The following is a 17,810-nucleotide window of genomic DNA, read 5'->3' as shown; positions in this document are numbered from 1 at the left end:
CCCTTACCCAGACAGAGAGACAAGCATCATGTCAGTATCCACCCCGCGCCGGCTGCGCAGCCAGGAATGGTTCGACGATCCCTCGCACGCGGATATGACGGCGCTGTACGTCGAGCGTTTCATGAACTACGGTCTGACGCGCGAAGAGCTGCAGTCGGGCCGGCCGATCATCGGCATCGCGCAGACCGGCAGCGATCTCGCGCCGTGCAACCGGCATCACATCGAGCTCGCGGCGCGCACGAAGGCCGGTATTCGCGACGCGGGCGGCATTCCAATGGAGTTTCCGGTGCATCCGCTCGCCGAGCAGAGCCGCCGGCCGACCGCCGCGCTCGATCGCAATCTCGCGTATCTGGGCCTCGTCGAAATCCTGCACGGCTTCCCGCTCGACGGCGTCGTGCTGACCACCGGCTGCGACAAGACCACGCCCGCGTGCCTGATGGCGGCGGCCACCGTCGATATGCCGGCGATCGTGCTGTCCGGCGGTCCCATGCTCGACGGCTGGCACGACGGCAAGCGCGTCGGGTCGGGCACCGTGATCTGGCATGCACGCAATCTGCTGGCGGCCGGCGAGATCGACTACGAAGGCTTCATGGAGCTGACTACCGCGTCGTCGCCGTCGATCGGTCACTGCAACACGATGGGCACCGCGCTGTCGATGAACAGCCTCGCCGAAGCGCTCGGCATGTCGCTGCCCGGCTGCGCGAGCATTCCGGCCGCTTACCGCGAGCGCGGCCAGATGGCCTACGCGAGCGGCAAGCGCATCGTCGACCTCGTGCGCGAGGACCTGCGGCCGTCGAAGATCATGACGAAAGAAGCGTTCGAAAACGCGATCGTCGTCGCATCGGCGCTCGGCGCGTCGACCAACTGCCCGCCGCATCTGATCGCGATTGCGCGGCACATGGGCGTCGAGCTGAGTCTCGAAGACTGGCAGCGCGTCGGCGAGCAGGTGCCGCTGATCGTCAACTGCATGCCCGCCGGCGAATATCTCGGCGAGAGCTTCCATCGCGCGGGTGGCGTACCGGCCGTGATGCGCGAGCTCGCGAAAGGCGGCCTCGTGCACGAGGATTGCCTGACCGTGTCGGGCCGCACGATGGGCGAAATCGCGGCCGCCGCGCCCGCGCCGGATCGCGAGGTCATCAGGACGACCGACGATCCGCTGAAGCACGGCGCGGGCTTCATGGTGCTGTCCGGCAACTTCTTCGATAGCGCGATCATGAAGATGTCGGTGGTCGGCGATGCGTTCCGCAAGACCTACCTGAGCGAGCCAGGCGCAGAAAACAGCTTCGAAGCGCGCGCCATCGTGTTCGACGGTCCTGAGGACTATCACGCGCGCATCAACGACCCGTCGCTTGAAATCGACGAGCATTGCATCCTCGTGATTCGCGGCACGGGTACGGTCGGCTATCCGGGCAGCGCCGAGGTCGTCAACATGGCGCCGCCGGCGGCGCTCGTGCGCCAGGGCATCACGTCGCTGCCGACGCTCGGCGACGGCCGTCAGAGCGGCACGTCGGCGAGCCCGTCGATTCTGAACATGTCGCCGGAAGCGGCGGTGGGCGGCGGCCTTGCGCTGTTGCGCACGAACGACCGCATCCGCGTCGATCTGAATTCGCGCAGCGTCAAAGTGCTGGTCGAGGAAGCAGAACTCGCGCGACGTCGCGAAACCGTGCACTTCGAGATTCCGCCCGCGCAAACGCCGTGGCAGGAGCTGTATCGCAAGACGGTCGGCCAGCTTTCGACCGGCGGCTGCCTCGAACCGGCGACGCTGTATCTGAAAGTGATTGCCGAGCGCGGCAACCCACGGCATTCGCATTGACCCGCGGGTGACAAGGCCGGGCTTCGCACGCAACGCGACGCCCGGCCTTGCCCGTTTTCCCATTTATCCGAAAGAGCCCATCCCATGTCCGCAATTTCCCCCTCCAGCTTTCTTCCCGGCGATCTGAACGACGCACTGCTGATCGGCCGCGTGTGGCGCAAGACCGAGCAGCATGAAGGACCGTGCGTGGTCGTCGTGCGCGGCGGCGAGGTGTTCGACATCAGCGCGGTCGTGCCGACTACCGCCGACCTGTTCGAGCGCGACGATGCCGCGCAATTTGCGCGCAGCGCGCCGGGCGTGCCGCTCGGGCCGGTCGCGCAGCTGATCGAGGCGAATCTGCCGGGCGCGAGCGCGCCGGCCGTGCGCGTGCTCGCGCCGTGCGACGTGCAAGCGATCAAGGCCTGCGGCGTCACGTTCGCGGTGAGCCTGATCGAGCGCGTGATCGAGGAGCAGGCCGGCGGCGATCCGGCGAAGGCGAAGGAAGTGCGCGAGACGATCGCGTCGACGATCGGCACCGATCTGTCGAAGATCAAGCCGGGATCGGAAGCGGCGATGAAGCTGAAAGCCGAGTTCGAGCGTCGCGATGCGTGGTCGCAATATATGGAAGTCGGCATCGGTCCGGATGCCGAAGTATTTTCGAAATCGCAGCCGATGTCGGCAGTCGGCTTCGGCGCGGACGTCGGTCTGCTCGCCGCGTCGGTGTGGAACAACCCGGAGCCGGAGATCGTGCTCGCGGTGAATAGCCGCGGCGGCATCGTCGGCGCGACGCTCGGCAACGACGTGAACCTGCGCGACATCGAAGGCCGCTCGGCGCTGTTGCTCGGCAAGTGCAAGGACAACAACGGCTCATGCGCGATCGGTCCGTTCGTGCGTCTGTTCGACGACACCTTCTCACTCGACGCGGTGCGCGCGGCGAGCGTGTCGCTGCGCGTCGAAGGCGCCGACGACGACTTCGTGCTCGACGGCGTGAGCCACATGAGCGAGATCAGCCGCGACCCGGCCGACCTCGTCGCGCAGACCTGCGGCCGTCACCACCAGTACCCGGACGGCTTCATGCTGTTCCTCGGCACGATGTTCTCGCCGATCAAGGACCGCGACGCGCCCGGCGGCGGCTTCACCCACCACCTCGGCGATCGCGTGACGATTTCGACGCCGCAGCTCGGCGCGCTGACCAACACGGTGCGCCTGTCCACCGAAATCGAGCCGTGGACGTTCGGCGTGCGCGCGCTGTATCGCAATCTCGCGGCCCGTGGCCTGCTCGTTGCTGAATAACCGGATTGTCGCTGCAATTTTCGAAAGGAGAATCAGGCATGAGTCAGTTCGCAAACTACATCGACGGACAGTGGGTCGACGGCGCGAGCGTGTCGCGCAACGTCAATCCGTCGAATCTCGACGACGTGATCGGCGAATTCGCGCAAGCCGACGCCGAGCAGACGCATCGCGCGATCAGCGCCGCGCGCAAGGCCTTCGCGCAGTGGTCGTTGTCCACGCCGCAGCAGCGCTTCGACGTGCTCGACCAGGCGGGCAGCGCGATCCTCGCGCGCAAGGCGGAGCTCGGCAAGGTGCTCGCGCGTGAAGAGGGCAAGACGCTGCCCGAGGCGATCGGCGAAGTGGGCCGCGCCGGGCAGATCTTCAAGTTCTTCGCGGGCGAAGCGCTGCGCGTCGGCGGCGAAGTGATGCCGTCGGTGCGGCCGGGCATGACGGTCGAAATGACGCGTGAGCCGGTTGGCGTGGTCGGCCTGATTACGCCGTGGAATTTTCCGATTGCGATTCCGGCGTGGAAGATCGCGCCGGCGCTTGCGTACGGCAACACGGTCGTGATCAAGCCGGCCGATCTGGTGCCGGGCAGCACGTGGGAGCTGGTCAAGATCATCGCCGAGGCGGGCGCGCCGGCGGGGGTGATCAACCTCGTGATGGGGCGCGGTTCGGTGGTTGGCGAGGCGCTCGTGTCGTCGCCGGATGTCGATGCGATCAGCTTCACCGGTTCCGTTTCGACGGGCCGCGCGATCGGCGCGAAGTGCTTCGATTCGGGCAAGAAATTTCAGCTGGAAATGGGCGGCAAGAACCCGATGGTCGTGCTCGACGACGCCGATCTCAATGTCGCGATCGAAGCGTGCATCAACGGCGCGTTCTACTCGACGGGCCAGCGTTGCACGGCATCGAGCCGGCTGATCGTGACCGCGGGGATCTATGACCGGTTCATCGACGGCATGAAGGCGCGCATGCGCGCGCTGAAGGTCGGCGATGCGCTCGCGGACGGCACGCACATCGGCCCGGTCGTCGACGACAAGCAGTTGGCACAGGACGAGCGCTATCTGGCGATCGCGCGCGACGAGGGCGGCACGGTGTTCGGCGGCGAGCGCGTCGAAGGCTCGACGCGCGGCTATTTCCTCGCGCCGGCGCTGGTCACGGAGACGACCCCGGCTATGCGCATCAACCGTGAAGAGGTATTCGGGCCGGTGGCGTCGGTCATCAAGGTCAAGGACTACCAGGAAGCGCTCGCGGTTGCCAACGGCACCGAGTTTGGGTTGTCGGCCGGCATCTGCACGACATCGCTGAAGTACGCGAGTCATTTCCGCCGCCATGTGCAGGCCGGCATGGTGATGGTCAACACCGCGACGGCGGGGGTCGATTATCACGTGCCGTTTGGCGGGCGGAAGGGGTCGAGCTACGGTCCGCGCGAGCAGGGCGCCTACGCCCGCGAGTTCTATACGTCGGTGAAGACCGCGTATATCAACCCGGGCGCGGTCTGACGCAGAACTGACAGAGCTCCCCAAAACGGAACTGGCCCGCCATCGCATTCAGTCGCGATGGCGGGCCAGTAGGGGAAGCTGCGAGAGCGCTAAGCCGAGCGCTCCGGCAGGTACAGCTACATCAACAGCAACTTTCCAACCTGCAACGCCTCACTGCGCTGCGTGACCTTGCTGCGACGAACCGCTGGTCACGCCGCCGACCGCGGCGTTTTGCGCCGCGACGCGGGCTTCGGCAGCCTGAATGTTCGACGGATATTCGTTCGGGTTCGAACGTGCCGGGTTGTAGCCGGCCTTTTCGATCTGAGCCAGCTCTTCACGGACTTGCGCGCGGGTCAGCGGCTGGTTCGATTGAGCGAAAACGGCAACGGGAGCAGCGAGGGTAGCGGCGATAACGACAGCTTGAACGAGCGATTTCATTTTTACTACCTCCAGGTTTTGTCTTGTTAGGCTGCGAAATCATTTATTTGCAGCAGTGACGACAGTCTAGGGGGAGCTGAAACTAGGGTAAATACCTAATTTCCGAACTCACTGTTTCCGAAACCAAAACAATAGTGAGACAGCAAGGCCGTCGAGCGTCGATTTGCGAAGCGATCCGCGACAACTGGCGCGCATGAGTCAGCCGGCCGATAGGGCCTGGATGAGCAGCAAGCCCGCGCCGGCGACGGCTATGGCGCCGCTCGCCCAGGCGACGAGTGCGCCGTCCGGCGCAAGTCGCTCGGCCGTAATGGCGGCCGTCACGGCGGCCATCAAGCGCAAATCCGTCATGCCGACGACCAGCAGAATTGCCGTGAGACCCCCGCAGCAACCGGCGCAATCGATGCCGATGCGCAGACCGTATCTCCACGCGCTCGGCGCATCGGCGGGAAGGCTGGGTGTCGTGCGGCTGCAGGCGAGGCGGCGGGCTTTCCATGTGCTGAACTGCAACGCGCCCGCGAGCAATACGACCACGCTGACCGCCAGCGGCATCGAACGCGCGAGTGCTGGCCACCGCAACGCGAGCGCCGCGAGCGACGCGCCCAGCGCGAACACGGCCACGCCGAGCGCCGTCCATACGACCGCATACGCGCCACTCACGAGCATCGTCAGCAGGGCCAGTCGCTGCGCACTTGCGCGCGAGCCGATCGCGTCGCGATAGCGCAGCAGCGTCGGCATCAACGACGGCAGCATCATCGCCGCCATCATCACGATCCACATGCCGATGAACGATGCCGCGGCGCGGGCCCACGTGCGCCCGCAGGTCGGCATCCACAGCGTCGACATCGACCAGCCGCCGGGCATCGGCAACGCGCCCATCGCCGCCATCGACGCGCCGTGGGCCAATGTCGCCGCGACGCTCGCGGCGAACATCAGCACGCAGACGCCGACGAACACGCGCTGCGATGAGCGCGTCGCGCGCCGTGTGGCAAGGCGCTGCCCGCTCGTGCAGACAGCGCGCACGAGCGGGCTCATGACGGCTCGTACTCGTCGTGACGGCGCCACCAGATGCCCGCCTCGTTGCGCCCCTTCGGCGCGCGATCGAGCCACTGGTACATGCCCCACAGCGCATCGACACCGCGCGCGTAAGTCGAGTACGTGTGATAGACGACGCCGTCTTCGAGCACGAACGCGCTCATGCCTGGCCGGTCGCGCGAATAGGTGGCCGCGTCGGTGCCGCAGGTCGCCGCGAACTGCGCGACCGGTTCGGGCGCGGGACTCACGTCCATCGCGTGACTGTTGCGTGCGTAGTTGTACTCGATATTGCCATCGCGCTGCTGTGTCTCGGTGAACGAGACGTTGAAGTCGAAATTGAAATCGCCGCCGGCCGACGACGCCCATGGAAACGTCCAGCCCATGCGCTGCTTGTACGTCTGCAGCTTGTCGAGCGGCGCGCGCGACACCGCCGTCAGCATCACGTCGTGATGCGCGAGATGCACGGCGAAGCCGGCGAAGCCGTCCGCGATCGACGAGCATGACGGGCAGCCCGCCTTGTAGTCGGGGCCGAACATGAAGTGGTAGACGAGCAGCTGCGAACGTCCTTTGAACAGATCGGCGAGCGACGCGCTGCCTTGGTCGGTATCGAAGCGGTAGGCCTTGTCGACCCTGACCCACGGCAGCGCCTGGCGTTGCCGCGCGAGCTCGTCGCCTTGTCGCGTGTGGGCTTTTTCCGCGTCGAGCAGCGCGCGTCGCGCGGCGAGCCACTGTTCGCGTGTTCCGATCGGATGCGTAGTCATCGTGGGTACCTCCGTGAGTCGTGCCGCGCCGCGCGAGCCCTTGCCCGACGGCGTCGGTGACGGTTGATGGTCGTGCTAGATTAGGGCCGGGCATCGATCGGGTGGGAGTGACAAGTGTGGCGGGATTCGCTTGATGCATCGACGTGCTACGCGCGGACTCGCACGCCGTGGACGCGCTGATTTCGGCGGCGGCGCGCGCGCTCGCGGCCGGCGATCCGCTTGGCGCGCTCGACCACGTCGCGTTACGCGACGACGCGCCGGCGCTCGCGCTGCGCGGCATCGCGATGGCGCAGCTCGGCGATTTCGGGCGCGCAAAGGCGCTGGTGCGCGACGCCGCGCGCGCGTTCGGCGCGCAGCATGCGGTGGCGCGCGCGAGATGCGTGGTCGCCGAAGCGGAGATCGCGCTCGCGTCGCGCGATCTCGCGTGGCCCGCCAAGACACTCGACGCCGCGACCGCCACGCTCGACGCGTACGGCGATCGCGTCAATGCCGCGCATGCGCGGTATCTCGCGGCGCGGCGTCTGCTGCTGATCGGCCGTCTCGACGAAGCGGAGCGCAAGCTTGCCGCGCTCGATCCCCGGCCGTTTCCGCCCGCACTGCGTGCCGCGCATGAACTGGTGGTCGCGGGAGTCGCGCTGCGGCGTTTGCGCAGCGGCGCCGCCCGTGCCGCGCTGGCGCGGGCCGGACGCGCGGCACGCGAGGCCGGCATTCCGGCGTTGATCGCGGAAGTCGAAAGCGCGTCGGTGGCACTGGGCAAACCGGCGGCGCGCATGATCGCGCATGGCGAAGAAGAACCGATCCTGCTCGATGAAGTCGAGAAGCTGTTGACCTCGAATCGCGCTGGCGGCGCGTTGATCGTCGACGCTTGCCGCTACGCGATCCGCGATGCGAACGCGGCGGTTGCGCTCGCGAGCCGACCGGTGCTGTTTGCGCTCGCCCGCATGCTCGGCGAGGCATGGCCCGACGACGTGCCGCGCGACGCGCTCGTCGCCCGGGCGTTCCGCGCCAAACGCGCCGACGAATCGCATCGCGCGCGGCTGCGCGTCGAGATCGGCCGGCTGCGCACGGCGCTCGGCACGCTCGCGAGCGTCAGCGCGACGACGCGCGGCTTCGCGCTCGCGCCGCGTCACGCCCGCGAGGTCGTCGTGCTGGCGCCGCCGGTCGAAGGCGAGCATGCGGCGCTGCTTGCGTTTCTGTCGGATGGCCAAGCGTGGTCGAGTTCCGCGCTTGCCCTCGTGCTCGGCGCGAGTCAGCGCACCGTGCAGCGCTCACTCGACTCGCTCGCCGCAGCCGGCAAGGTGCAGCCAGTGGGCGAGGGGCGCGCGCGCCGCTGGATGACGCCGCCGCTGGCCGGATTCGCGACGGCTTTGTTACTCCCTTCCCCGTTCCCTTCATGATTAGGATGGCCACCATGAACCGCTCTGCCGCCAGAATCGTCCGTGAATATGGGCCCTTTACGGGCGTCGATAAAGTGCATGGCGTCACCTACGACGGCCGACAGGTGTGGATCGCGACCGGCGAACGGCTCGACGCGTTCGATCCGGCGAGCGGCGAGACGCTGCGCTCGATCGCGGTGCCCGCCGACGCGGGCACGGCCTTCGACGGCGAACACCTGTTCCAGATCGCGCACGGCCGCATCCAGAAGATCGACCCGCAGAGCGGCCGCGTGCTGTCGACGATCGCGGCGCCCGGCGACGGCGGCCAGTCGGGGCTGACATGGGCCGAAGGTTCGCTATGGGTCGGTCAGTATCCCGAACGAAAAATCTATCAGGTCGATCCGGACACCGGCGCGGTGCTGCGCACGATCGAATCGAATCGCTTCGTGACCGGGATCACGTGGGTCGACGGCGAGCTATGGCATGGCACGTGGGAAGGTGACGAGAGCGAGCTGCGGCATCTCGATCCGCGCAGCGGCGAGGTGCTCGAGCGCGTCGAGATGCCGGCCGGCGCGGGCATTTCCGGACTCGAATCGAACGGCGCGGATCTGTTCTTCTGCGGAGGCGGCGGCAGCGGGCTCGTTCGCGCCGTGCAGCGTCCCGTGCGAGAGAGCGACTCGCAATTGCCGGTCGATTCGACGAGCGAGTGATTCGTCATGCAAGCAGCGCGTCCTCGTTATCGGCGCTGGTATTTGGCTTACTTGTACTCGCCGATAACGTAAGTCATCGTTGGTAAACGAAGTATTCCATTGCGTTACTCTTATCGCGAGACTACTCCCCATACGCGGGCCGCCTGCAGCGACTTCTAGCAGGCCGCGGCAAAGCACTCAGCCACCGCCGGATAGTGGTCCCGTCATCTCGCTTCTTCAGCCTCGCCCCACCAGTGCTCGCATCAGACCCACCGACGCGGCGCATGCGCCACCACCCGGTACTCGAAAGTCCAAACCGCAACACACTCGGATGCTGCACCGCACACGCGAAGCATTCCGAGTGTTTTTCAATAGTAGCGGGGAATTGAGAGCATTTTCGCTGCACCTGCAACAACTACGACGGTTGGTTCTCAGCTTTATTTTCGTCTTCGTTGCTTGCCCGTGCATTGCGGCTTTTCGAGAAGATGTGACCAGAACCAAGCCAGGTTCACACTCTAATCCTTACCGTGAGCAGACATACGTTTTACACAAACCCTTCATATTATTTCGCTTGTTTTACTAAGTCTTGCCCCACACAAGCGGTTGCCGATACAACTAACAAAGGGTCCCCACATGTCATCGCATCACAAAATGCGCCCAGCGCTTTGTCTAACGTCCGTTGCCGCTGCCTGCGTGCTCGCAGCTTGCGGCGGAAATTTGGATAGCCCCTCTGCCAGCAACAACAACGGTGGCACGACCGCCGGCACGACTTACTCGGGCGTGGTCGCCGCAACTGCCTTCGTCCCGGGCAGCTCGAGCGGCAACCCGACCTTGAAGGCCGGCTACTACTCTGGCGCCACCGTGTTCGTCGATGCCAATGGCAACGGCGTGCTCGACAGCGGCGAAGCCTCCGCGAAGACCGACAGCAGCGGCCATTTCTCGTTGACCACGACCGCCACGGGTCCGCTCGTCGCTGACATCACGACCTCGGCCACCAACACGGCATCGGCCGCCAAGGTCGCCAGCCACCTGATCCTGCGCGCTTCGGCCGACCAGATCGCCGACCAGGGCGCCACCAAAGTCGTGATCAGCCCGATGTCGAGCGAAGTGCAGCGCCTCGTCGAAGCCAACGGCACCAAGTACGCGACCGAGAAGGCTAATCTGTCGACCCGTCTGTCCGGCCCGGCATTCAACAACGCCTCCGTGACGGTTCCCGCCGGCGACGTCCTGGCCGACGCCAATACCCTGTCCGGCGCCGAGCAGTACGCGGTGCTGTTCGAAGAAAACGCACTGACGAACCGCTACACGTACGCCACCACGAAGCTCGATCGTGGCGACAAGTACCCCGATGCGCTGGCCGTTGCCGGTGGCGACCCCACCCTGACCGGCGTTTCCGGCATCACCGCCGGCGAAACCATTCCGACGGATACGCGTAAGGCGATCACCTTCGCACAAGCCCAGCAGGCTGCGTTCAACGTCGAAGCGATTCCGCGTTACGACAACGTCTTCGTGATCATGCTGGAGAACAGCAGCACGAATCGCGTCAAGGGTTCAGCGTACATGCCGGCGGTCAACTCGATGATCACCAACGGCAACTACTTCTCGACCTACTTCGCGACCGGCAGCCCGTCCGAGCCGAACTACACCGCCCTGGGCGGCGCCGACGACTTCGGTATCGGCGACGACAACTGGTGGGGTTGCGCCGCCGCCGGCGCCAACGCCCCGACGGACAAGGCTTTCGCCGGCGGCACGGCTTCCGACGGCCAGCCCCTGCCGTCCCACGTCGCGCTGACGCCGAACGACCCGATCATCGGTACCACCGCCGGCGGCGCCACCGTGGCCGTTGGATCGCTGCTGTCCAATTACACGACGGCCGCCAACAAGGCGTGCTCGACGGACGGCACCGGTTCCGTCGCCAACCACAACATCATGAACGCGCCGAACCTGTTCACGCAGATTTCGAGCGCGGGCCTGACGTGGCGTACCTACAGCGAATCCATGAACCCGGGTCAGGATCCGCGCGCCGACAGCCTCGGTGACACGGGTGTATCGCAGGCCTACAACCAGACGGACGGTAGCATCACCGTGACGGGCACGCCGTTCGCCATGCCCGGTTCGCTCTACAAGACCAAGCACCATCCGGGCATGGCCTATCAGAACGTGCGTAACCAGCCGGAGTTCTTCGCGAACAACCGCACGATCTTCGGTACCCAGTACTACACGAACGCGGCCGACCTGACCAACACCACGCTCTACAAGGTTCCGACCGGCTACAACGTCGACCAGTTCAGCACCGACCTGGCCAAGGGCGACGTCGGCACCCTGAACTTCATCATGCCTGACCAGTGTGATGACCTGCACGGCACCGGCAGCGACGGCACCTGTAAGGACAGCGCGACCGCCTCGGGTACCGTTCCGGCTCATGCGCTGCTGACCCGCGCCGACTACTACACCAACGCCGTGGTGCAGAAGATCAAGGCCTCGCCGCTGTGGCAGAACAAGCAGCGCAACGTTGCCATCGTGGTCATGTTCGACGAAGGCAATGGCACGTCCAACGGTGCCGGCAGCTCGTGCTGCGGCTGGGACGTGGGTGGCAAGGCTACGCAGATGCAGAACGCGGACGGCAGCTGGACTCCGGTCCAGGCGAAGTACGGCAACGGCAACAAGGGCCATGGCAACTCGATCTTCGTCCTGATGACCAACCAGCAAGACGTGGGCTCCGCGCCGAAGGGCGTCGCCGACAGCGATACGTACAGCCACTTCTCGTTCGTGCGCACGGTGCAGGACATGTTCCAGCTGGCCGACCCGGCTGTTCCGACCTCGTACGCCAACCGTTCGAAGTACACGGAGTCGTACATTGCGCAGAACATCGCCAACCTGCCTGAGTACGCTGGCAGCGCCGACACGCACTACGACGCGGTTCGTCCGATGAACCACGCCTACGTGATTCCGGCCGGCTACACGCAGAAGTTCCAGACGGGTGACGTGAGCGATCCGGCGCAAGTTGGTCCGGACGCGACCCAGAAGAACCTGTGGGCGACGAAGTAATAAAAAGCACTAAACGGTAAGCACGCGCAAGCGTGCCATTCATCAAGCAGTAGCCTGCGTGGGGGAGCGGTTCGGCCGCTCCCCCGCGAGCTGTTTTATCGAACAAAGCGGGGGAGTAGCGATGCGCAAGGTTTATGCGGGGGCGCTGTATGTCATCTTGTCGACACTGGCCGCTTGCGGGGGCGGGGGCTCGTCACAGTCTGCTTCGACGGACGCAGGCACGGGCTCCACGGGCTCCACGGGCTCCACGGGCTCCACGGGCTCCACGGGCTCCACGGGCTCCTCGGGCTCCTCGGGCTCCACGGGGTCGGCGCCCACGAGCAAGCTGAGCGCTGCGGCCCAGATCGGTCAGCAAATGTTCTTCGACAAGAACCTGTCCGGCGGCAAGAACCAGGCATGCGCGAGCTGCCACGATCCGGCGTATGCCTACGGCCCGCCCAACAGCCTGGCGGTGCAGCTGGGTTCCGATGGCGTATCGGAAGGCCAGCGCGCGGTTCCCTCGCTGCGCTACAAGGCCATGACGCCCGCCTACGACGACAACGCCTCGAACCCCGACGGCATCACGGCGAACGCGCCGGGCGGCGGATTCATGTGGGACGGCCGCGGCAAGACGCTGGCCGACCAGGTGGCGCTGCCCCTGCTCAATCCCATCGAGATGAACAACGCCTCCAAGGACGCGGTGGTGCAGGCGGTAAAGAGCTCCTCGTATGCCGCACAGTTCACGGCGGTGTACGGCCCGGCCGTATTCGGCGATACGGACACGGCGTTCCAGGACATCGGACTCGCGCTGCAGGCCTACCAGAATGAGGACCCGAGCTTTGCGCCGTATTCCAGCAAGTTCGACCTGTATGCGAACAACAAGATCGGCGGCACGTTGACGCCGGCCGAATTGCGCGGGATGAACCTGTTCAACGATACCGATCACGGGGCCGGCTGCGTGGCCTGCCATTTCATGGGCGCCAACTTCAACGGCTCGAACGCGCTGGGGACCGACTTCACCTATCAGGCGATCGGTGCGCCGCGCAACGACACGTCGATCCCGGACAATCCGAACCCCATCGCGGCCAACCTGAACGCGAGCTACTACGACATGGGGCTGTGCGGCCCGATCAATAACGGCAGCTATGACAGCCACACGCCGCTTTCGGCCACCAGCGGCGCCGGCCCGGACCCCTTTACGGGCGTGAACAACCCGGATCCGTATTGCGGCCGCTTCAAGGTGCCGACGCTGCGCAACGTCGCCGCGCGCAGCGTCTTCTTCCACAACGGCGTGTTCCACTCGCTGGAGCAGGTGGTGCGCTTCTACAACACGCGCGACACCAACCCCGAGTACTGGTATCCGTCCACGGGTGGCGATTCGACCAAGCTGACCAGCAACCCGGGCTATGCGCTGCAACCCACCTATGCAGCGGGCGCGACGGTGAACATGTTCAACGATCTGCCGGCCGCCTACCAGGGCAATATCGACGAGGAACTGCCGCTGGGGCAGGGCCAGACCGACGCGGGCGGCACCACCGCGTTGAACGGTGCGCAGCCGCGTGCCGTCCATTCGGCGCCGCAACTGTCGGATCAGGACGTGCAGGACGTGATCTGCTTCCTGAATACTTTGAGCGACGGCTACCAGCCTCCCGCGACCCAGCCCACGAGCGGTAGCTGCGTGAATTGATCTCTTTGAATACTTGAACTATCCACGATGATGCATTTTTCGAATCCGGTGCGCGGCACTGCCATTGCGGTTTCCCTGACGGCGTCGTTCCTGCTGGGCGGTTGCCAGAACAAGGCCGAGCCTACCGCGGAGAACTTTACCAACACCATCACGCACTACCTTGCCGATCGCGGCCACCTGTGCGTGGCGAAATACGATTGGCCCATCCACGTGGCCGATCAGGACATCGTGGTCACGCATTCCCGCGATGCGCTGCAATTGCCGGTGATGGAAAAGCTGGGCCTCGTCAAGAGCACCGTCATGACGGTCGAGCGCACTGGCGAGGACGGGGCCAGGATCGAGGCGCCGGGACGCGAGTATGCGCTGACCGACGAAGGCAAGCAGTTCTACCTGCACAAGCCGGTGGTGGTGGTGGCGACGCCCGGCAAGACGGTCACGCACGACGCCGATTTTTGCGTGGCCACGCTGACCCTGGACAAGGTGGTGGGCTGGGAGCCGCCCCAGACTCACGACGGCGAGACCAGGACCTCGGTGCTCTACACCTATAAGATCGACCCGGCGCCTTTTGCCAGGACTCCTGAGTTCCAGCGAGTGTTTCCCATGGTGGCGCGCGTGATCGAAGGCGCGGGCACCATGCAACTGCGCGAAGGCGTGCGCTTGACCAGGGACGGCTGGGTAGCGGAAGAATATCTCGTTCGATGATCGTTGAGCTCGCCGACGCCGTGCTCCGAGGCGATCGTTCCCGCACGTGGGCCGGTCCATGCCGCTGCGCCAGGACCAGGTGCACCCTTACGGTGTCCTCGCTGGACTCAGCCCCGTGCTCGCAAAATAGATCGCGAGAAAATACAGCAGCACATAGAGCGCGTAGGTCTGCCCATTGCCGGTATAGACGCGGCGTATCCGAGCCGCCGCCACGAGCGCGAAGTGCGATATGCCGCGCCAGAACATCTGCGCGACCGGCGGCACCGTGCGGCTCAGGATCGGCCGGTAGAAGTGGTAAAAATCCGGGGCGTTGCGCGCATTGCCGCGGCGGCTGCGGTAGTACAGCACACCGAGCCCGAACACGATCGCCGTGACGATCAGCACGACGATCACGACCGGCGTCGGATTCCAGAACCCGTAGATGCTTTCGAGCGACATGCCGCCCCACACCAGTGTCGCCGCGAACTGCGGATCGATCGCGGCCGACACCGGTTCGAGCAACACCTTCGGAAAGAACGACAGGACCACGATACCGACCACGAACAGCAACTGCGGCACCAGCAGCATCACAGGCGCTTCGCGCACCTGCGGCCGCTGCGGCGGGCGCGGTTTGAGGAAGACGCCGTTCAGCAGGCGCAGCATGTACAGAAAGCCGGCGCAGGTCGCGATCAGCCCGCACACGGCGAGCCCGTACCAACCCTTGTCGGTCATTGCGCTCAGCAGCAGCCATTTGCCGCCGAAGCCCATCAGCGGCGGCAGGCCCGACATCGACACCAGCGCGATCACGACCATCGCGAACGTGAGCGGCATCTCGCGCGCGAGGCCGCCCACATCGGCGAAGTTGCGCGTGCCGGTGCGCGAGATCACGCCTGCGAGCGCGAGGAACAGGATGCCCTTCACGAACATGTGGTTGGCGACCAGATACAGCGCGGTGACCCAGCCGAGATGGCTCATCAGGCCGATCGCGGCGACGATATAGCCGGTCTGGCTCATGCTCGAGAGCGCGAGCATCCGTTTGAAGTCGTTCTGCCGCAACGCCATCAGCGCGCCGAACAGGGCCGTCAGCATGCCTATCCAGGTCATCGCGTGCGCGAGTTCGAGGCCGACCTCCGAGCGTATCGTCAGATAGGTGCCGATCAACAGGCCGAACATCGCGACCTTGCTGACCACCGCCGACAGCATCGCGGTCACGTCGTCTTCCGCTTCGGTGTAGGCGCCCGGCAGCCATACGTGCACGCCGATCGCGCCGGCCTTGATCAGGAAGCCCGCCGCGAGCAGCACGAACGCGCGGTTCGCCTCCGGTCCCGAATGGATCAGCGCCGACAGCGCGATGCTGTCGTCGATCGCCGCGACGTTGGCGAAGCCCGCCAGCAGGAAGAACGCAGCCAGCAGCGAAAACAGCAGGAAGGTCAGCACGTGCGGTCCCGCGCGCCGGCACTTCGCGATCAGGAAGCACGACGACAGCGTGATGATTTCCCAGCTATAGAAGAACTCGAGCGAGGTGGATGAGCGCAGCAGCGCCGGAATCGACAGCGACAGCACGACGAGCATCGGATAGAAGCCGGCGCGCACGTCGTCGCGATAGAGACTCGCCGCTGCGATCACGAGGCTGCCCGCGAGCAGCAGCCAGGCGAACAGTCCGGCGATACCGCGCGAGCCCTCGCAGAGCAGACTGCCGATCAATCCAATCGCGATCACCGCGAGCACGCCTTTCGCGCGCCCCGGCAGACGATCGGCCGCATAGAACAGCGCACCCGCCGCGAGCGGCGAGAAGATCCACGCCGACACGACGCCCGAGAACACGGCTGCCATGTAGGCCGCCGCGATCAGCAGCACGGCGACGCCGAACAGCGGCAACAGCGCGGCGATGTTCGGCCGGGCTTTGGCCTCGAGCTCGGACGGAGCCAGCGCGCGCACGAACCAGTGGAACATATAACCCGCTTCGAGCAGCGAGCCGGTCAGGATCAACACGATCCAGTACGGCTTGCCGGCGGCGGTCAGGCGCATCACGAGTTCCCACTTCGCCCAGAAGCCGGGGAATGGCGGCAGTCCCGCAATCGCGACCAGGAAGAGGCCGAGCAGGCCGATCAGCAACGGGCTGCGCGACAGGATCGCGCGTGCGTCGTCGCCGTGCCGCCGCAGCACGCCGATCAGCCAGAACAGCCCCGCCTTCGCGAACAGATGGTTGATGAAGAGCCCGCCGACGACGAGCGGGATCGATGCGTCCGCGCCGATCTGGCGCAACAACGCGAGCGACAGCATCAACAGCGCCATCTGCCCGATCGACGAATAGCCGAGCAAGCGTTGCGGCTTCGTCTGCTTGATCGCGAGCAGGTTCGAGAACAGGAACGTGACGCCGCCCGAGACGGCGAGCAGCGTCAGCAGGCCGTCGAACAGCGGCAGCAATTTCAGCAGCGCGAAAAACACGCCCGCCGATACGCCGACCGATACCATCGCGCCGACGCCGCTCGGCGCGGTCTCGTAGACGTCGAGCCCCCAGCCGTTGGCCGGAAACGGCTTCAGCTCGATCACGAGACTCGCGAACACGAGCAGGATCGCGGTCGTGCCGATCGGGCCGCCGAGCTGGTCGCGCAGCGACAGCAGTTCGTCGATGTTCAGCGTGCCGCTCACGTAGTAGAGCAGCACCGCGCCGAGCAGAAAGAGCGTCGACGCGATCACGGTCGCAAAGATGTACTTGAACGCGGCGGCGAGCGCGGCGGGCGTGCGCTCGAGCCCGAACAGGCCGTACGTCGCGATCGACACGATCTCGAGAAACACGAACAGGTTGAACAGGTCGCGAGTCATCACCATGCCGTCGATGCCCATCACCAGAATCAGGTACAGCAGCAACGCCGCGTAGTTGCCGCGCAGACGGTCCCACAGATGCCATGCGCCGAGCAGCGCGACCACATTGACGCTGAACGTGAAGAAGCCTTCCCACAAGCCGAAGCGCAGATTGATCGACACCGGCGGCAGCGCGCCCGCGGTCAGCACCTCGATCGTGTCGCCGCCGTCGAGCAGGCCGTAGAACGACACGCCGGAGACGAGCACGATGCCGCACAGCGCGATGAAAAAGCCGAGCGTGAGCCATGGCTTGCCGAGCCGGTACAGCAGCGGAATGGCGAAGCCGCCGCCGAGCCCGAGAATGAAAATGTGCAGCGGATGAAACAGCGCGGCTACCATTTCGACTCGGTGAAGGCGTCGATGGAAAGCGTCTTTCTGGCGGCATGAAGACGGATCGCGAACGACAGCATGATGGCGGTGACCGATAGCCCGATCACGATCGCCGTGACGACGAGTGCCGACGGAATCGGATCGATCGCGCGGTGCGCGGCGGCGGATTTGCTGAGCGCCGCGTCGATGATCGGCGCGGTGCCGCCCGTGACGTAACCGGTCGCGACCATCACGATGTGCAGGCCCGTGTCGATCACCGCGAAGCCGATGATGATGCGCAGGATGTTGCGGTGGGTCAGCATGCCCCACAGGCCGATCAAGGAAAGGCAGAAGCCCGTGATCAGCAGGATCTTCGAAACCGGGATGCCCGTGCTCATGC

General features: G+C 65.5%; 13 protein-coding genes. 8 read left to right on the top strand and 5 right to left on the bottom strand.

The genetic code is table 11. The annotated features are described in order from the left end of the window. Window positions 1-28 precede the first annotated feature (28 nt). From HWY30_RS00230 to HWY30_RS00220, 3 genes are all read left to right on the top strand, one after another. On the top strand, window positions 29-1,813 hold the full coding sequence (locus HWY30_RS00230) for an IlvD/Edd family dehydratase (RefSeq protein WP_090810610.1): 1,785 nt from the start codon (window positions 29-31) through the stop codon (window positions 1,811-1,813). Window positions 1,814-1,897: 84 nt separating this feature from the next. Then, complete coding sequence (locus tag HWY30_RS00225) at window positions 1,898-3,085, top strand: fumarylacetoacetate hydrolase family protein (RefSeq protein WP_090810608.1); 1,188 nt, start codon at window positions 1,898-1,900, stop codon at window positions 3,083-3,085. Window positions 3,086-3,123: 38 nt separating this feature from the next. Continuing rightward, window positions 3,124-4,566 (top strand): aldehyde dehydrogenase family protein, encoded by a 1,443-nt coding sequence (locus HWY30_RS00220; protein ID WP_090810605.1) that lies wholly within the window; start codon window positions 3,124-3,126, stop codon window positions 4,564-4,566. Between the two features lie 150 nt (window positions 4,567-4,716). Here HWY30_RS00220 and HWY30_RS00215 read toward each other — a convergent pair whose 3' ends face one another. The 3 genes from HWY30_RS00215 to HWY30_RS00205 all read right to left on the bottom strand — a co-directional run bounded on the left by HWY30_RS00215 (window position 4,717) and on the right by HWY30_RS00205 (window position 6,776). Continuing rightward, a complete protein-coding gene (locus tag HWY30_RS00215) occupies window positions 4,717-4,983 on the bottom strand; it encodes a DUF4148 domain-containing protein (protein WP_090810603.1) in 267 nt (88 codons plus the stop codon). A 198-nt stretch (window positions 4,984-5,181) separates the two neighbouring features. Next, entirely contained in the window at window positions 5,182-6,015 is an 834-nt protein-coding gene (locus tag HWY30_RS00210) for a DUF2182 domain-containing protein (RefSeq protein WP_090810601.1), read from the bottom strand. Further along, window positions 6,012-6,776: a DUF899 domain-containing protein gene (locus HWY30_RS00205; RefSeq protein ID WP_090810599.1), complete on the bottom strand. Its 765-nt coding sequence runs from the start codon at window positions 6,774-6,776 to the stop codon at window positions 6,012-6,014. Before HWY30_RS00205 ends, HWY30_RS00210 begins: the two co-directional genes overlap by 4 nt. Window positions 6,777-6,943: 167 nt before the next feature. Here HWY30_RS00205 and HWY30_RS00200 point away from each other — a divergent pair, with 167 nt between their 5' ends. The 5 genes from HWY30_RS00200 to HWY30_RS00180 all read left to right on the top strand — a co-directional run bounded on the left by HWY30_RS00200 (window position 6,944) and on the right by HWY30_RS00180 (window position 14,257). Beyond that, entirely contained in the window at window positions 6,944-8,173 is a 1,230-nt protein-coding gene (locus HWY30_RS00200; protein ID WP_090811814.1) for a helix-turn-helix domain-containing protein, read from the top strand. 14 nt (window positions 8,174-8,187) lie between these two features. Then, entirely contained in the window at window positions 8,188-8,862 is a 675-nt protein-coding gene (locus HWY30_RS00195; RefSeq protein WP_090810597.1) for a Vgb family protein, read from the top strand. Window positions 8,863-9,474: 612 nt separating this feature from the next. Beyond that, window positions 9,475-11,889, top strand: coding sequence for an alkaline phosphatase family protein (locus tag HWY30_RS00190; RefSeq protein ID WP_090810595.1), 2,415 nt, complete (start codon window positions 9,475-9,477; stop codon window positions 11,887-11,889). A gap of 121 nt (window positions 11,890-12,010) precedes the next feature. Further along, entirely contained in the window at window positions 12,011-13,555 is a 1,545-nt protein-coding gene (locus HWY30_RS00185; RefSeq protein ID WP_090810592.1) for a cytochrome-c peroxidase, read from the top strand. A gap of 27 nt (window positions 13,556-13,582) precedes the next feature. Further along, complete coding sequence (locus HWY30_RS00180) at window positions 13,583-14,257, top strand: hypothetical protein (protein ID WP_090810591.1); 675 nt, start codon at window positions 13,583-13,585, stop codon at window positions 14,255-14,257. 87 nt (window positions 14,258-14,344) lie between these two features. Here the strand turns inward: HWY30_RS00180 and HWY30_RS00175 are convergent, their stop codons facing one another. Then, window positions 14,345-17,440, bottom strand: a complete 3,096-nt coding sequence (locus tag HWY30_RS00175) for a complex I subunit 5 family protein (protein WP_090810589.1) — start codon at window positions 17,438-17,440, stop codon at window positions 14,345-14,347. Further along, the gene (locus HWY30_RS00170; protein ID WP_090810587.1) at window positions 17,434-17,808 is read right to left on the bottom strand and encodes a sodium:proton antiporter; all 375 of its coding nucleotides are present in this window, start codon (window positions 17,806-17,808) and stop codon (window positions 17,434-17,436) included. Before HWY30_RS00170 ends, HWY30_RS00175 begins: the two co-directional genes overlap by 7 nt. Window positions 17,809-17,810: the final 2 nt, after the last annotated feature.

Origin of the sequence: Paraburkholderia tuberum STM678 (assembly GCF_902833905.1) — a bacterium.
Classification (GTDB): domain Bacteria; phylum Pseudomonadota; class Gammaproteobacteria; order Burkholderiales; family Burkholderiaceae; genus Paraburkholderia; species Paraburkholderia tuberum.
The sequence above is the reverse complement of the archived record's forward strand: the minus strand, read 5'-3'. Positions and strand labels throughout refer to the sequence as shown.

What these genes read in the sequence shown, in the direction of transcription:
- HWY30_RS00170 (WP_090810587.1), bottom strand. Translation starts at nt 17,808, where the DNA reads ATGAGCACGGGCATCCCGGTTTCGAAGATCCTGCTGATCACGGGCTTC.
- HWY30_RS00175 (WP_090810589.1), bottom strand. Translation starts at nt 17,440, where the DNA reads ATGGTAGCCGCGCTGTTTCATCCGCTGCACATTTTCATTCTCGGGCTC.
- HWY30_RS00185 (WP_090810592.1), top strand. Translation starts at nt 12,011, where the DNA reads ATGCGCAAGGTTTATGCGGGGGCGCTGTATGTCATCTTGTCGACACTG.
- HWY30_RS00190 (WP_090810595.1), top strand. Translation starts at nt 9,475, where the DNA reads ATGTCATCGCATCACAAAATGCGCCCAGCGCTTTGTCTAACGTCCGTT.
- HWY30_RS00195 (WP_090810597.1), top strand. Translation starts at nt 8,188, where the DNA reads ATGAACCGCTCTGCCGCCAGAATCGTCCGTGAATATGGGCCCTTTACG.
- HWY30_RS00220 (WP_090810605.1), top strand. Translation starts at nt 3,124, where the DNA reads ATGAGTCAGTTCGCAAACTACATCGACGGACAGTGGGTCGACGGCGCG.
- HWY30_RS00230 (WP_090810610.1), top strand. Translation starts at nt 29, where the DNA reads ATGTCAGTATCCACCCCGCGCCGGCTGCGCAGCCAGGAATGGTTCGAC.
- HWY30_RS00225 (WP_090810608.1), top strand. Translation starts at nt 1,898, where the DNA reads ATGTCCGCAATTTCCCCCTCCAGCTTTCTTCCCGGCGATCTGAACGAC.
- HWY30_RS00180 (WP_090810591.1), top strand. Translation starts at nt 13,583, where the DNA reads ATGATGCATTTTTCGAATCCGGTGCGCGGCACTGCCATTGCGGTTTCC.
- HWY30_RS00210 (WP_090810601.1), bottom strand. Translation starts at nt 6,015, where the DNA reads ATGAGCCCGCTCGTGCGCGCTGTCTGCACGAGCGGGCAGCGCCTTGCC.
- HWY30_RS00215 (WP_090810603.1), bottom strand. Translation starts at nt 4,983, where the DNA reads ATGAAATCGCTCGTTCAAGCTGTCGTTATCGCCGCTACCCTCGCTGCT.
- HWY30_RS00205 (WP_090810599.1), bottom strand. Translation starts at nt 6,776, where the DNA reads ATGACTACGCATCCGATCGGAACACGCGAACAGTGGCTCGCCGCGCGA.